General features: G+C 47.0%; 10 protein-coding genes and 1 pseudogene. 5 read left to right on the top strand and 6 right to left on the bottom strand.

Annotated features, from left to right (window positions below):
- Nucleotides 1–247 precede the first annotated feature (247 nt).
- From AC50Y5_RS28530 to AC50Y5_RS28515, 4 genes are all read left to right on the top strand, one after another.
- Nucleotides 248–1,015, top strand: a complete 768-nt coding sequence (locus tag AC50Y5_RS28530; RefSeq protein ID WP_099517260.1) for an SDR family NAD(P)-dependent oxidoreductase — start codon at nt 248–250, stop codon at nt 1,013–1,015.
- A 42-nt stretch (nt 1,016–1,057) separates the two neighbouring features.
- Nucleotides 1,058–1,810, top strand: coding sequence for an SDR family NAD(P)-dependent oxidoreductase (locus tag AC50Y5_RS28525; protein ID WP_494864755.1), 753 nt, complete (start codon nt 1,058–1,060; stop codon nt 1,808–1,810).
- Between the two features lie 173 nt (nt 1,811–1,983).
- A complete protein-coding gene (locus tag AC50Y5_RS28520) occupies nt 1,984–2,436 on the top strand; it encodes a hypothetical protein (RefSeq protein WP_494864753.1) in 453 nt (150 codons plus the stop codon).
- Between the two features lie 108 nt (nt 2,437–2,544).
- Nucleotides 2,545–3,189, top strand: coding sequence for an HAD hydrolase-like protein (locus AC50Y5_RS28515; RefSeq protein WP_494864749.1), 645 nt, complete (start codon nt 2,545–2,547; stop codon nt 3,187–3,189).
- A gap of 183 nt (nt 3,190–3,372) precedes the next feature.
- Here the strand turns inward: AC50Y5_RS28515 and AC50Y5_RS28510 are convergent.
- The 6 genes and pseudogenes from AC50Y5_RS28510 to AC50Y5_RS28485 form a co-directional block, all read right to left on the bottom strand.
- Nucleotides 3,373–3,745, bottom strand: a pseudogene (locus tag AC50Y5_RS28510) (VOC family protein).
- A 199-nt stretch (nt 3,746–3,944) separates the two neighbouring features.
- Nucleotides 3,945–4,976 (bottom strand): hypothetical protein, encoded by a 1,032-nt coding sequence (locus tag AC50Y5_RS28505; protein WP_494864744.1) that lies wholly within the window; start codon nt 4,974–4,976, stop codon nt 3,945–3,947.
- 78 nt (nt 4,977–5,054) lie between these two features.
- Complete coding sequence (locus AC50Y5_RS28500; protein WP_494864741.1) at nt 5,055–10,022, bottom strand: PKD domain-containing protein; 4,968 nt, start codon at nt 10,020–10,022, stop codon at nt 5,055–5,057.
- A 578-nt stretch (nt 10,023–10,600) separates the two neighbouring features.
- On the bottom strand, nt 10,601–11,818 hold the full coding sequence (locus tag AC50Y5_RS28495) for an S-layer homology domain-containing protein (protein ID WP_494864739.1): 1,218 nt from the start codon (nt 11,816–11,818) through the stop codon (nt 10,601–10,603).
- Between the two features lie 25 nt (nt 11,819–11,843).
- The gene (locus AC50Y5_RS28490; RefSeq protein ID WP_056031137.1) at nt 11,844–12,845 is read right to left on the bottom strand and encodes an S-layer homology domain-containing protein; all 1,002 of its coding nucleotides are present in this window, start codon (nt 12,843–12,845) and stop codon (nt 11,844–11,846) included.
- Between the two features lie 537 nt (nt 12,846–13,382).
- Entirely contained in the window at nt 13,383–13,709 is a 327-nt protein-coding gene (locus AC50Y5_RS28485; RefSeq protein WP_494864737.1) for a TroA family protein, read from the bottom strand.
- Nucleotides 13,710–13,954: 245 nt separating this feature from the next.
- Here AC50Y5_RS28485 and AC50Y5_RS28480 point away from each other — a divergent pair, with 245 nt between their 5' ends.
- Nucleotides 13,955–16,192, top strand: coding sequence for a carboxylesterase/lipase family protein (locus tag AC50Y5_RS28480; RefSeq protein ID WP_494864735.1), 2,238 nt, complete (start codon nt 13,955–13,957; stop codon nt 16,190–16,192).
- The last annotated feature ends 95 nt before the right edge of the window (nt 16,193–16,287 follow it).

Genomic DNA, 16,287 nt, shown 5'->3' with positions numbered 1-16,287 from the left:
ACACCCAAAGCTTGCATACAGTGGAATACATTTATACATCATAAGCAAAAATCAACAATTAAGTTTCATATGTTCAATTTCCGTCTATAAGTAGACATACATTCTTTACCTGTCACTTACGTGACATTTAAGAAAGTATTGATTATTGTCGTGACAACATTGTGAAGTGTAACCTGTAATGGCACACATACAACTTATTCATACAAGCTGCGCTCGACTAAATTATACGATAAGGATGCGATAAAACATGGTTACAACAACAACGAAAACCGCAGTCATTACAGGCGCCGCTGGCGGTATTGGAAAAGAGCTTGCCCGCCGTTTTGTAGAGCGTAAAGTTAATTTGGTACTGGTAGACTTGAAGCTTGAAGCTTTGCAGCAAGTCGTTGCTGAGCTTGGCCTAGACGATTCCAACTCCCTAATCGTTGCAGCAGACGTCTCCAAAGAAGAAGATGTTGAAAACTACGTAAATAAAGCCGTGGAAAAATTCGGCACAATCGATTATTTCGCTAACAATGCCGGCATCGAAGGTCCATCCGGGCTCATCGAAGAACAAAGCGTGAAAGCACTTGACCTTGTATATAACGTTAACGTTCGCGGCGTATTCCTTGGTCTTCACTACGTCGTTCCTGTTATGAAAAAACAAAAATCCGGCGCGATTTTGAACACTTCATCACTGGCGGGCCTCATGGGCGCACCTGGCATGTCCCCATATATCATGTCCAAGCATGCCGTAATCGGCTTGACTCGCGTTACAGCCAATGAGCTTGCTCCGCTTGGCATTCGTGTCAACGCCGTTCTTCCAGGCACGATCAATACGCGCATGATGCGCCAAATTGAAGAAAACTTCGGCAATCCAGAGGCATTCAAAAAAGCCAATGAAGCCGCAACACCGATGGGCCGTTACGGTGAACCGGAAGAAGTAGCTGCTGTAATGAATTTCCTTCTGTCCGATGAAGCATCTTTCGTTACGGCATCGCTTTATACGGTCGATGGCGGTATGGTTGGACAATAGCAAATAAATATATACAACTAATCGAAAAGGAGACTATCTACATTGAAGCTTGAAAATAAAGTCATCATCATTACAGGTGCGGGAAGCGGCATTGGACGTGCGACTGCCTTGAAGCTTGCTGCCGAAGGCGCTATCGTCGTATCCTCCGACTACAATGAAGCTACTGCCAAAGAAACAGCTGAATTGATCAAGCAAGCTGGCGGACAAGCTTCCGCAATCCGCGCTGACGTTTCCAGCGTGGAAGATGTTAAAAACATGATCGACAAAGCAGTTGAAACGCACGGTACGCTTGATGGAATTTTCAACAATGCCGGCGTTGGCGACATTCGCTCCTTTGAGGATCACACACCAGAATACTTCAACCATGTTATTTCTGTAGACCAATTTGGCGTGTACCTGGGCATCTATTATGCCTCGAAGAAAATGAAAGAGCTTGGTGTTAAAGGTATTATTGTAAGCACCGCCTCCATCTTCGGTTACATGGCTGCTAAAGGCAGCTTTGCTTACCAAGCCGCTAAGGCTGCTGTTGTCATGATGACGAAATCGGCAGCACTGGAGCTTGCTGATGCGGGCATTCGCGTAACTGCAGTCGCACCAGGCTTCATCGATACACCGATTATCAAGGATGGCGATGATTTCAAAAATTTCCTTGCTGAGCAGCATCTGAGCAAAAAGCTCATTCAGCCGGAGCAGATTGCTGATGTTGTAGCTTTCCTCTTCTCCGAAGAAGCTTCGGCAATCAATGGACAAACGATTCCTGTTGAAGATGGCTTCCTCATCTTTAAACGCTCTTAATTATCGCTAACAAGCAGCATCTGCCGATTACTGGCAGGTGCTGTTTTCTTTTTCTGATTAGTGTATTGTTCCTAAAGTTAGGAATATAGGACTATTCATTTTCTAGTTAAAAAGATCGAAATAGTACTAGGATATGGATTATTATATTTTTATAAACAGAAGGAGAATTATCTATGAAATTCCAAACTATTTTGGCCGAAAACACTGAATTAAAAATTACTACTGGTTTTGCAGGACGCTTTTCGGTATTTATTAATGGCAATAAAATTGAAAAAACAAATGATGGCTACCTCTTCCCGCTCAATGGAGAGACGCAGCAAATTACGGTTAGACGGGCGATGCTTGATAACGTACCGAAGGTGACATGGAATGGCCGCGAAGTGCTGCTCGCCAAAAAACTAAAGGGCTATGAATGGATTTTGAGCGCATTGCCTTTGCTGCTGCTCTTTCTGGGCGGTGCTGTAGGCGGTGCAATTGGTGCCATTGCCATGCTTGGAAACGTTAATCTATTCCGCAGCCAGCTTCCTACTGCCGCGAAAGTCCTCCTCTCCCTGCTTATCTCAGGCTCCGCTTTTATCGTCAATATTCTTGTCGCTATGTTCATTTATTCGATGGTCAACGGCTAGAGAAATGTTAAAATGCCCGTACCCGCAAAGCTCCGTCATGAACTACCCTTGTTGTTATCGTCTACTTTTTATAGTATAAATAGGCATAACAAGGGAGCTGATACTGGTATGTACAAGCATGTTATTTTTGATTTTGACGGTACGATTGCCGACTCTGCTGCCGCTGTATTTACCATCTATAATGAAATGGCGGCACAATATCGTTTTAAGCCTGTAACCGAAGAGGAATATAAGAAGCTGAGCCAGCTATCTTTGCAGGAGCGATTTAAAGCGCTTGACGTTCCCTTTTATCGGTTTATGCTGTTTCGCAAAATCAGCAAGGAATTCAAACGTAAATATAATGAGCATGTTGCATCGATTCCATTTTGTGACGGGATGCAAGATGTACTAAGCCATTTGCTGCAAAGCGGCATCAAGCTATCCGTTATTACATCCAACGCTGCAAACAACGTCGCAGATTTTTTGCAGCCCCACGGCATTCACACCCTGCATGACATACGCAGCTCCAGCGGTCTGTTCGGCAAGCATAAAACCATTCAAACCTATTTGAAACAAAACCGTCTCCGGCCGGAGGACGTGATCTACGTCGGCGATGAGCTGCGGGATATTGTAGCTTCCCATAAATGCGGCATTAAGGTAATCGGAGTCACTTGGGGACTCGACCCTAAGGAACTGCTGGAATCCGGCAAACCTAGTTTTTTAATTGACCAGCCCCAAGAGCTTTTACGTCTAATAGAATCCACCTCTCCTTAACTTCACAGGAGTCGAAAACATACCAGCCTCTACTGAGTGAAAATCTGCCTGTGCAAAATTTACTCATGAAAAATCCCCTATAAGTAAATTGTAACGAGCTTGCTCCACACTGTTTACTTATAGGGGATAATATAAAGCAGGGCTGACCTTAACTTACCATCAACTTTTTTACTTCTCATAGAATCATACTAAGTACTGTGATAATTCAATGAGGTTCCGATCTGGATCTCGAACATAAACAGAGACAATCGGGCCAAGGGCTCCTGTTCTTTTTACTGGCCCTTCCTCAATTTCAACCCCATTTTTATGTAAATGATGCACGACCTCTTCTATGTTTATATCAGTAATAAAACATAAATCGGCAGACCCAGGTAAAGGGTGCTCAGCTTTGGGTTCAAATTCTTTTCCAGCCTCATGCAAATTTATTTTTTGATTAAAAAGCTTTTCGATTCACACCGAACGTCTCTTCCTTCATTCCCAAAACTTGTGTATAAAAGTGTATAGTCGCTTCTAATTTACTGACAGTTAAAACGAAATGATCAAGCCGTTTTATCATCATTTTCCCTCCAATTTCGACAATCTACGTACTGCTTCAATCTATTTGGCAACAAATTATACCAAAAAAGTGACAACAACAAAATATTGCTTTTAATTTCGCTATAATTAAGAGCCTGCTGCTATACATTGGAACGGCCCAGCAAATCTGCATAGACCAGCTGAGCCGTCCTGATTATTCTAATTGCACAAAATAAACTCTATCGCACGCGATGAACGCCCAGAACATCATTAATCGTGCCATCTATCGACACCTGGACAACATCCTGCTTCACTGTTCCATTATTATAATGAGCTGTAAATGTGAAGCTTAATGTTCCTTTGTTAAGCTTTTCAAAGGAAGCATCCCATAGCGCGCCAGCCCATAATGTGCCCGCCGTATTTTTCACCTCCAGCTTCGTTTTATAGCTGTTCATGGCAACTTCAACGCGCTCTGGCTTCGTATCCGTCCCTGTTTCTGTCGCATTCGCTACCAAAATGAACTTTTCGCCTGCCCAAAATACGCTGTATGCACGCGGAGTTTCTTCATCTCCGCCCTGCTTTTTGTTATAGGATTTACGAATGCTGTTCCAATCGTCCGTATGATTGACCATTCCCGCCACTTTCAGCGGCTGCACTTGAACGGTTTGGGAGATCGTTACTGGTTCGGCTAAACCGTCATCTACCGTTACGCTAAGCTGCCATGCGCCAGTCTGCTCCATTTTGAGCTTCGGCCCTGTCTTGGCGTAAGGATAGGAAACGGTATACTCGTACGCATATTTTTGCCCGGAAGGCGACTGAAGCTCCATCTTTAGAGCCAGCGTATCTTTGTCCGGATCAGCTGCAATCGCCTCGTTCGTTACCATATCCCCTTCAAAAATCGGTTTCGGAGACCAGTCTACATCAATCGTTGGCGGGCGATTGGTCACAAAATAAATATACGCATATTTCCCTAGATTGCCCGCTACATCCGTATCTATGACCGTCAATCGATACGCTTGTCCGGGAATTAATCCTGTTACTTGATGAGAACGTGCCGCCTGCTGCAGGGCTATGCTGTATTCGGCCGAACCATCGCCATTTAAATCAATCGTCGTCACACTGCCATCTGTATGAACCTTTTGCATATAAAAGACTCGGGCGGCATGGCCAGAGGATGGAGCCGCATCGCTAAAAGCATTAAAATTAACCTTTACCGAGGTCGGTTTAATGTCAAGCTGCTCCTCCACATCATCCGGCTGTACGGTATCCACAAAGAAATAGCCATTGCTGCTGTAAGGCCCCCATACATAACTGTCATAGGCTCTCGCTTTCCAATAATGCAGGCCTTCCTACAAATTGAATGTTGGAATATGACTGGCTGCAGCACTCGCCATATTAGTGTCCAGCACCCTACGATCCACAGCATGGAAAAATACCTCATAATCGATTGCTGTAATAGGATCATTTTCAGGATCAACGGTAAATACTCGCAAGCTCGGACGATTGTTATTCGTATAGATCGGCTCCGATGTTGTTGCCCCGTTATAGCTAAGCAAGTACGTTGTGGGCGGCGAATCAATGATAAAATATACGACGTTGCTATCATCCGACCATGCTCCACGACTGAATACACGCCCCTGCACCTTCACCTTGCGTCCAATATCTATCGTGCCTGCTTCAAGCTGGAAGCTGACATCACTGCCCGGGTATTCTACCTCCAGCGCCGTTTGGCCATTATCCACATAAGTTAGTTTCAAATAAAACTGTTCCTGCGGATCATTTTCTTTATCCCGATATAACCATTTCAGATTAGGATCGCCCAGGACAACTGTTGGAGCGGAAGAAGAACCTGCCGGATAGGTAATGACCATTTCTGGCTTGGACTGATTGACTGCAGGCAGTGCCTCCTTATAAACTCTCGTCTCCGCCCAGAAGCTCCATGCTCCGTGCATGTCCTTCACCTGCTCCTGAACGATCAGCTCGATGCCGGGACGGCTATAAAGCAATCTTTTCCCTGTTGTCCAGGCGCTTTCGTCCGCCCAGCGTGTCCGAAACAAACGATCCGCCAAATAACCGGGAACATCCGGGTCATAAGACGTATCGTGCGTCAAATAATCCAGCGCTTCCCCTCCAGCGTAAACGGTGCCCGTAAACCAAATATCCGGCTGCGCAATCGGTCTGCGGTGCACATAAAGCGATTTTGTAACCGGCTCCGAGAACAAACGGTAATCAGCCAGTCCGGGATTATCCTGTGCCATATAAGTAATGGCATACAATCCGGGCTTTTCGAGCGAATTTAGCGCAGTTCCAAATGCTCTCCCATCATACTGGCTAAGGCCAAGCGTATTGGCAAAATATTTTGGGTTATGCGCGTAGCTCCATTTTTCCGCCAATTTCGCATCCGTCTCAGGATCATTAAACAGCTTATTGTATAAAATCTGTTCGCCTATAAGCACGGCTTCATAGGTTTCCTCTGGAATAGAATCGCCATAATTGGTGCGCTTCACTTGGCTAAACGAGGCTTGCTGCTGACCAAGCGACATTAAGCCTGCTGAGCCTTTTTTGTAGGTGGCGTCCGCCGCTTCCAGCTTGTTAACCCCATTAATAGAAACTCGGTGTACACCTGCAAGCGATTCTAGCCTGAAAGCATAAGGGATACCCGCACTCCGCGGCATGGCTGCCTGAGCCAGAACGGTCTTGTTGCCGCCCGACACTTTGTAAAGCGTAAGGGAGTTGCTCGTCCACTCCACTGCATACATATTTTTTTCATCTTGAATTTGAATGGCTGCCCCTACTGGTTTATCATTAGATAAATGATTGATGGATAGCTCAAATTCAAGCACCTGATTTCGCATTATGCTATTCGGATCGTAAAGCAGTCCGCCCCATGCCTCGCTATCGATCTCGACCGTAGCATCGTTCAGCAGACGCGGCAAATCTCCTGTTGATTCACCTGTGAAAGGAATAACTACTTTTTTGCTCGTGAGTGAGCCTGAGTATGGTCCCGTATAGATAACATCTGTTCCGATGCCTAAAACCGAACCATTCGGAAGGACGTTGGATGAAGCGTTAAAAGCAACTCCATCATAGCCATTTCCATCTGAATATTTCATCGTATCCGTCACAAAATAGGCTTTGTTCTCATAAGTTTCCGCACCTAAAGACGGTGTTTGATTAATGCCCAATACACCTGCCCAATGCTGTAATTTTTGAAATGCTGAGCTTGCCCAAACTTGCTGGCCACCCGATGTCTGATAAGTAATTTTATTAAATAGCTTCACACCAGATGCCATTGCCCAAAATTCATCCGAAGGCTGTGAAAAAGGACCGATCAGGCCTGTTTTAGGCCATAAAATTTGCGTCATGATCGGATCGCTTGGCGACGGGCTTTTATTATTCGCAACTATAAAATGATCCAGCATTCGGTATGGATTTCTATCATCGTTACTCGTGATGGAACCGTCCGGCATTATCAAAAAACCATACGGCGTCGCCATAACTCCGGACTTATTAACCGCTGTTTTTGCGAGCTCGTAAGGGAATTTCAAAACATCAATCGTACCGCTGTTTTTCTCCGGCCTCGTAAAGCTATTCGTTGCTGTACCGTAAGACAGAACGCCACTCACCTGGGAGTATCCGTAATTTCCAAACTCAAAACGCATGGAGGTCGCATAGCTTTTCATTCGGTCAGCAGACATCGTAATAGCAGAAAGCATGCCATTGCCCGTAACATGATTGGCTATAAGCTGACCATTAGGGTTTACGACATAAAATAATGCCGTCCAATTATCTTCCGTACCTCTACGCATGTTTGCAGCCACTAACAAATTGCCATTTGCATCGACATCTACACTGCCGATCTGGTAAACGTTCCATGCATCTATTCCCGCATGCACAAGCTTTGTCCAATACAGCGTTTTTTGCGCGACAGAATATTTAGCTACATAAAGCTTTTGCCGAATATCGAATGTCCGTCCTCCGTTGCTTTCCCGATACGCGACATATAGAAACTGCCGATCTGGCGAAAAAGCTGTACCGATGACCTTATTGCTCGGATCGTCCCAATAGCTGCTGCCCGCTGCACCTCCAGTCGCTGGGGGTGCGATGTTAGGGTATTCCTCCAATAGCTGCCCGGTCTCGATGTCATATATGCGCAGCGCATCCCCAGAAACATTCACTGTCCCTTCTTCTAGAAAATAGGCCTGCTTCATTTGGGTTGGATGATATTGATAAAATGCCCCTTTGAATGTGTTCCCAGGATGCACATACGTATGTTCAATCTGGCCTGTCCATACATCACGAATTGAAAACACCCAGTTTTTAGACTCTGGCGGTTTGTAGCTATAAGCATAATAATACCCAGCCTCGGTCATTACTGTCGTTTTGTAGCCAGCATAAATTTGACCGATACTGCCTTCCCATGCCGGCAGCGGTTTCACCTTTCTCGCCAAGTTATAGCTTCCATTAAAATCTGCCCATAGCGCATTGCGGGTCGTTAGATTAGCTCCATTTGATTTCCAGCTTGCCTTATTTGTCGCCCCGCCTTCATATGGCGTCTTATTAACCCATGATCGCAAAATCGATTCCGGAGAATATGAGGTAATTGGCGGACCGCTGCTCTCCCCCTGATCCGGCTGCTGCGTCAGGCCGACTGCAGTAAAATCTACACTTGGCGCGCGATTAATAATGTCCGTTGCCACAATAGCAGACTGTGCTGACAAGCCATAATCCTCCGTAACCGTTGCCCGGTACTGCCGCTTGCCAACTGTCGCATATTTTACACTATGCACCTCCTTGTAAGCCCCGTTATACAACGTGCGCCATGGTTCCTCATTAAAATCGCCATCATTGTCAGCATCGTAACGCTCTTCAAGCAAAAGGCGCTCCAGCTTGTCGCCATCCGGGCTGCTTGCATCCATATAAATCGTGTTTTCGTTATAGCGCACGCCTTGCTCGGCAGCTAACAGCGCCACTGCAGGCGGCTGATCAGGAACAACCTCCAATGGATAAGCCGTCCATTCGCTTTCTCTCCCTTGAGAATCATGAACCTTGCCTTCAAGAGTGTAGACTCCTAGCTGATCAGGTGCTTTAGCAGGCCATACACCGACCGTATAAGGACCACTATCATTTTTCTTATAACGAATTTCCGACTTGCTGAAATCAATGGTCACTCCCCGCTCCGACAGTGGTGAAAACGAGTTATTCAGATGATAAGGCTGCGGGAAGGACCTCCCCTGAATCCAGCGCGTTACACCAGAAATGATGGCGACTGGTTTCGGGTCATTGACATAAAGCAACGCCGTATCTGATTGGCTTTCATAGTCGTTAGATACATTCAGCGTAGCTTTATAAACGCCCGGTTCATTAAAGGTCACCGTGGGATGAGAGAAAGCTTTTTGATCAAAATTAAATTTGTCTAAATTTTCAGTTAATTCCCACGAATAATCGGTATATCCTCGGGCTGTCGCCGATAATGTAGCCCGATCACCGGTGAAAATGGAGGTTGGACTCCAGTTTGCATTCACTTCGAGGATTGTTCTTGGCGCAGGCGTTGGCTCGGATCCTCCATTGGAAGCTGTAGCGATTGGCGTAGATGCTCCCGGCTTTGTAACGGTCGTCGTGCATTCAATGGCCTGCTCCGCTGTCGTTCCGTCCGTGAACGTGACTATGGCGCGCATGACGAATGTCTCGGTGAAGCTGTCTCGGCCATTCAACTGGGTTTTCGGTATTGTGAATGCAAATTTATAGCTGATCGTGTCCAATGCCTGAGCTATGTTCTGCGTCTGATATTGGGTCCCGTCTTCAAGGCGGCCAAATACTTTCCAGTTTTTTATTTTAAGCGAGCCTCGCTGTTTTATCGTTGCAGTAATTGTTGAGTTTACAGTAACGTCTTTGTCTGCAAAGGCTATTATTGATGGATCAGCTTTGCAGGAGCAGTCGAGGTAGGGCTGGTCTATTGGAGGTAGTTTTTCGTATGTGACTCGGACTTCACCTTCGTAATAGTAGGTTTGTCCTGTCCAATCAGTTGATGCTGAAATAAGGTATTTCATTCCGATTGCATTGCCAGTACATCCGTTGCAATCGTTGTATGACCAATTCGTATTAGCCTTATCCATTGGAACTGCAATAGAAATGTACCCATATCCATCATCGCCTTTTTTGGCCTCACGAACTTTATGATAAATTAGTTCCATATCATTTTTTGTGATTTCTTTCGCTCTAGTAATTTCTATTGTTGAAGAAATTAACTTATTGACACTAACAGGTTCGTTATTAAAGGAGTAATAGTTTGGTCCACTAAATCTTGGATTTGTCACTATGGCCCATCCTTGTGAGTCCTTCATTTGATTAGATATCGTTTTTCCAGTCGCATCTTTTGCCGGAAGAATGCCTGGGCAAATAGAAATATTTCCCTGCCAACATGGATCGCCCACAGCAGGTGTCACATTATAAGTTATACTATCGGCACCTTTAAATACCCATTCTTTTCCGTTCGCTCTCCTGTTTATAGCAAAGTACATATCTGGGCTATAACCATTAGAAGTGGCAGTTACTTTAGTGCCAGAAAACTTTTTTACCGTTATTTCATTATTAGAATAACGAAAATTACTTTGATTGCTTCCCGAATTAGTCAACTTTAATTGACCTCTACGATTTGCCACCATTGTCCAGAGTTCAAAGGATTTTATCTTATATCCATCTGGAACTGGTGCATTTACAGTAGTTATATTACTTCTACTAGAGGCTAAATCAAAAAGGCCATCTGTTCCCAATTTTACTTTATAGCTTTTAGTCAGTGTTACAGTGGCAGCAGATACTTGTGGAAACTGAATAGGAACATTTCCAAGTGTAATAGAGAAAATTAATAGAAGGGATATTAGAAATTTTATTTTCATCATATTCCCTTAACTCCTGTCAAATAATAATCTTTCTGCCCACTATATGTTCTTAATTGAATTGGAAAACCTCCATACTTTTTCATTTGTTCCTGAATCAATGATTTTGGAATAAACGGTAGCTTCCAATTGTATTCTTTATTATTTTTAGTACCAAAGTAGAGTTCCATTTTATTGACGAAAATTCCGCCACGATCAATAGTTTTCTTGTCGAAATAATAGAACTTGTCATTTATTTTTGTAGCGCCAATATCACCACTAGTATGAACATAAAAACTTGTACTAGCACTTTCACTCCGATTTTTGTCAATAACAAGATTTTCCCCTTTAACTTTAAAACCAAAAACTAGTCCATTATTTTTTTCGGGGTCAATAATGTTGCCATTAATATGATAAATAGCTCCCTCTAAGTACTCTGAGTAATAGCCGTTTTTATCGAGTGGGTCCATAATAACCAACTGTTCAATCGATACATTGAAACCCGGACGCATTTCTTTTTTAAAAGGAAGTTTAACAAGATCATCTTGCTCTAGCATAGTTATCACATTATGATCATGCCACTTAATCTCAGCCGCACTAGATGCTCCCTGATCCACCGATAGCTTCCCGCCACCAGCAAGCTTCAGCAGGCGCGTGACGATAACCGCCGCTTGTGCCCGAGTAGTCGTCCCATCTGGATCTATCGTTTCCGCCTTGGCACCTGTGCGCGACAGCAAGCCCGCATTCACGGCGCGGAACATCAACTCATCCGCCGTAAGCTTCGCACCGCGGTACTCAGCATTTGCTCCACGAACGGCAAGCTTAGCCATTTCCACGCGTGTTACCGCCTTGCTCAGATCGCCCGTAAAATCGCCTGCGGCATAGATTTTCGCATCAGTCAGCGCCTTCTGATAGCCTGCATACCACGGCTTGCCAGCAGGAGCTGCTGCTGCCTCCACCTTCGTCGTCAGCGCAATAACCTTGAGCAGCTCCGCACGCGTAATCGGATTTTGCGGCTTAAACGTTTGATCCGGATACCCGTTCAAAATTCCCGCCTTCACCGCAGCTTCAATCGATTCCTTCGCCCAGTGTCCTGAAATATCCTTAAACACAGGCGCGGCTGCCTCAGCAACTTTAGAATCTACGGACGTTAACGACAACGTAACCGTAAACACTACCGCCACCAACACTAGCCATACAATAGAGCCTTTCCACCATTGCAATCCCATTTTCCCCATCTTATTTAACCTTCTTCCGATTAGATTAGTTTGCATAAATAATAATAGCCAAAGACTTGCTGGCCCTACTTTTGTCCATTATGATTTTCTTCCCCTTATAGGTTTTCAGCAGTCTAGCCTCTAACGCTTTTCCAGCGTCCAGCTTGACCGCATCCCGGTAAGCCGTATCCGCAGACTCGCCTACATAACGGGCCAAGAGTTCCATTAACAACTCCTTATGTAATGAGGGCTTCTCATATAGCCATATCATCGTTGCTTTTTTCCTGCTGTCATACTCCAACACTAATTTATAATCTGCAGGTTTTCCGCTGCCTTCAGGATTAAGCAGCACCGTTTGACCACTAACCATCACATCGCCCGAAAAGCTTTCGAGTGACAAAACCAGCTGCTTCAGCTCCCCCGTAGATGTATAAGCGGACTGCTCCGTAATGCCCCCAGCAGCCCGAAGCTGCGCAGACTGCCAATTCAGCAACCGATAAATGACCACAATCGCTTCCGCACGCGTCATCTTGCGGCCCATCCCGATCCTCCCGGCAGTATCACCCTTCATTAGGCCAAGCTGCTTGGACATATAGACATAGCCTTTCGTGCTCCCCGCCTTGTCCTCGCCTGCTGCCCGAACGAAAAGCCTCGCCGCTTCTCCGCGCGTGATCGCGTGATTCGGCTTGAACTTGGCAGAATCATATTCCGTCATCTTCAATAGACTGAGCTTCAATCCGGCAGCCAAATAAGGGCGGAACCATCCGGTGTCATCCAGAAAAGGCGTGTCCATATTGGCGACCTTAAGCTGCTGTGCTTTTACGACTGCGGCAAGCAGCTCCGCTCGAGTTACCTGCTTATTCGGTCGAAAGGTACCATCCGCATAACCGCTCACATAACCGGATTGTACCGCCTGCTCCACGGGAATACGGGCCCAATGGCCGTCCATATCGTTTAGCTGCTGCTTCGCCTCTGCTGCCTGGGCATGCAATACTGGATTAAAGGCAAGCGCTACAACAACCGTTAACATAAATTGATTTTTCTTCATGCGGGGACTCCTTCATAGGTAAAATGGCACAGCCCATCCCCCCATAAAGCGCAAAAAAGCACGCAAAAAACCCAGGAGGATTTAAGCGTGCTTCGCTTCATAATTATTTTATACTTTACCCTATTTTATAAAATATTGTCAATCCATTTTTCGGATCTTTTCGTCACAAAAACTCACCAAACTCCTCATTACTCTCCTAAATACGCTGATTTTCTGCATAAATAACCAATTTTCTACGTTCAGCAGCCGTTATGCAAGCTATGCTGCTGACCGAGCCGCTAACCGAAGGCCCGACACTGTATGCTGTAGAGGGTCCGAACGGACGTGAATGAATCATGCTCGTAGATGGTTTTCAAAAGCTTGTTTATAGCGCTTACCGCTCAAGCGATCTTGTTCGATGGGAAGCAGTCGGAGAGCTCATGCAGCTTCCTAGTGAAGCACGCCACGGCGCGGTGTTCATTCGTTAGGACGACCCTAATCAAGCAAGCGCGCGCAATATATCATTGATTTTTTTACTATTGGAAATGACGCCATTGTTCATCCAAGAAGAAAATCAACCTCGTACACACAGCTATTCTGTACAGCGGGAAGGCTGCGCCACTCGGGCTGCTCCAGCAGCCGGCGCTCCTCTCCTTCCGCTTGGCTGTGCCACTTGTCGAACGTGATAAACAGATGGTCAGCTGATAGCAGCGCAAGCTCCTCAAGCGTCATCTTGATCATGCGCGAACCAACCGCTTTGGAAGGAACAGGACCTATCTGTACCGCCGGCGACGGGCATAATCCCAAATCTCCATACAAAACCGCAGCAGCAAAGCCTCTGCCTCCGTCTGTATATGACCTGCCCTGCTTGCCCCACTCGTCCAAAATAATCGGCTACGGTATGCAGCAGCGTCCGCCAGCTTTCGCTTAGCTCGCTGAGCACGCATGTGTTCGATATTTGGCGGCATTTCGACAAACCCGTTTATACAAAATGATCATTTAAATGAAAGCGATTACAATAAGTCGGATTTGAACATGTTAGATGTCGTTATCGTCGTAGTGGCATTGAAAGCAACTTCTTATAATGAAAAGGCATCATAAAGGATGACAACAGAGAGGATGATTGTACAATGGGGAAGGTCAGACAAATAAGCGTTGTTGCTTTACTGCTTGCTGTTTTATTCGGAAGCATGCCCATTTACAGCTACGCGAGCATGACGGTGCCTGCTGCTGCGGCAGTATCTGCCGAAATTCAGTCGCTCATCGATCAAGGAATGATTAAGGGCAATGGCAAAGCGCTCAGCGAAAAATATTGGAGCAAGCAAGCGACTCGCGCACAAGCTGCGACGCTGTTTCTTCGTTTGAAAGGCTTAGAGAAAGAAGCGCTTAGCTATTCGGGAAGCGATTCCTTCCCTGATGCGGCGAAAGCAGGCAAAGTGCTTCAGCCGCTGGTTAACTATTTGAAAGCTCATCCGCATCTCGGTTGGCTTGCAGATAAGGATGGCCGCTTCGCGCCACAGCAGGCTGTCACCGCGCAGGAATATGCCCGGGTGCTGCTGAAGGCGCTCGGCTATGAAGCTGGCATAGATTATAAAGAAGCCGAGGTGCTGGATTTTGCAGCCAAGCAAGGGCTAGCCGCATTGAAAACAGGCGGCAAGCTGACCAATGCCCAGCTTGCAACCGCCACGGCGCAAGCGCTGAAAGCAAAGCATAAAATCAGCGGCGAAACGCTGGCCGCGATTATAATTAGACAAGCGGCACAAGCGCCTTTCACTGCCGATGTGACGCAACAGACCGCCTATGGCGCGATTAAAGGCGCCAAGGATGAAGCGAGCAGCACGCTTAGCTGGCTCGGCGTACCTTATGCGAAGGCGCCAGTCGGCGAGCTTCGCTGGCAAGCACCACAAGCGCCAGCAGCTTGGACAAGCACGCTGGCGACGACCGCTTTCGCTGCGAATTGCACCCAGCTCGCAGCTGGCAAGGCAGCAGGCAGCGAGGACTGCCTGTATTTGAACATTTGGCGGCCGGCTGACAGCAGCACAAGCCTGCCCGTTCTTGTCTTCGCGCACGGCGGCGGCAATATGACCGGCTCCGGCAAAGATTTCAAAGGCGACCTGCTTGCCGAAGCGACGAACAGCATCGTCGTATCGATCAACTATCGCCTCGGTGCGCTCGGCTTCTTCCATCACCCTTCCCTAGCAACAGGCGATGCGGTTCAGGATTCAGGCAACTATGGGCTGCTGGATATTTTCCAGGCGCTCAAATGGGTGCAGGGCAACATTGGCGGATTCGGCGGAGACGCGGCCAATGTGACGCTTTCCGGCCAATCGGCCGGCGGCCGCAATGTCATGGCGGCCGTCATCTCTCCACTGAGCCAAGGGCTGTTTCAGAAAGCCATTGTGCTCAGCGGCGGCATGACGACCGCGCCTACGGCGGACGGCGACGCCAAGGTGAACAGCGTGCTGGCGAAGCTGGCCGCTGCGGATGGCACAGCCGCCGATGAAGCGGCGGCTGCCAAGTGGGTGGCTGGCCAAACAGCCGAGCAGCTCGCGGCATATTTGCGCAAGCAGCCTGCTGCCGACCTCGTGCAGCAGTTTGGTGGAACGGCCATCCGCATGGCGCCGTTCCCGCATTTATTCAGCGATGGCACGGTGCTGCCAGCGGAGGGCTTTAACGTATTGAAGAGCGGCAAATATGCGCAGCTTCCGATGATTTTGGGCAGCACAGCGACGGAGTTTTCCGCCTTCGCCTTGAGCGATCCCTCATTCGCTGCTGGCTTCGCTGACGGCAGCCTGCTGAAGGACCCGGTGAAGGGGCCACAATATGCAGCAGCTATCAAATATGGCAGCGAGCTGTATTCCGGCTTCAATGCAGAGCGCGCAGCCGAGGTACTGACGGCACGCTCTGGACAGCCAGCCGTTTATGCGTACCGTTTTGCATGGGGCACACAGGACGGCGTCATTTCGAGCAGCCTGCAGCAGTTGATTGGCGCAACGCACGGCGCTGACATGGATTTCATTCTCGGACGCAAAGCTGGCATTGCTGCGTATTTCCCTGACGGCTATTTCTCCGAGCAAAATGAGCCTGGTCGCAATGAACTGACAGCAGCCATTCACGGTTACTGGAAAAACTTCCTCTACACCAGCAATCCAAATGCCAGCTTCCTGCCAGCATGGACACCGTGGACGGCGAAGAATGGCGCTGATCGCATTTTGCGTCTGGATGCTTCAAATGAGCATCAGACGATTCATATGTCGAATGAATATTACAAGAAAGCGGATGTGCTTTCCCGCATGGAAAAAGAGCTACCAGCCGACACCTTAAAGCTTCTGCAAGAAAACGTATTGGCGGGCAGATTTTTCTGGTAAGCCTCATTCGCAGCGTTAAGCATTTAGCTTAGTGTAGTGAAGACTAGTGTAGTGTAGAGTAAAGTACTGATAAACACAGCCTTGCCTCGACATAT

This window comes from Paenibacillus sp. JT22N7, from assembly GCF_059383875.1.
The sequence above is the reverse complement of the archived record's forward strand: the minus strand, read 5'-3'. Positions and strand labels throughout refer to the sequence as shown.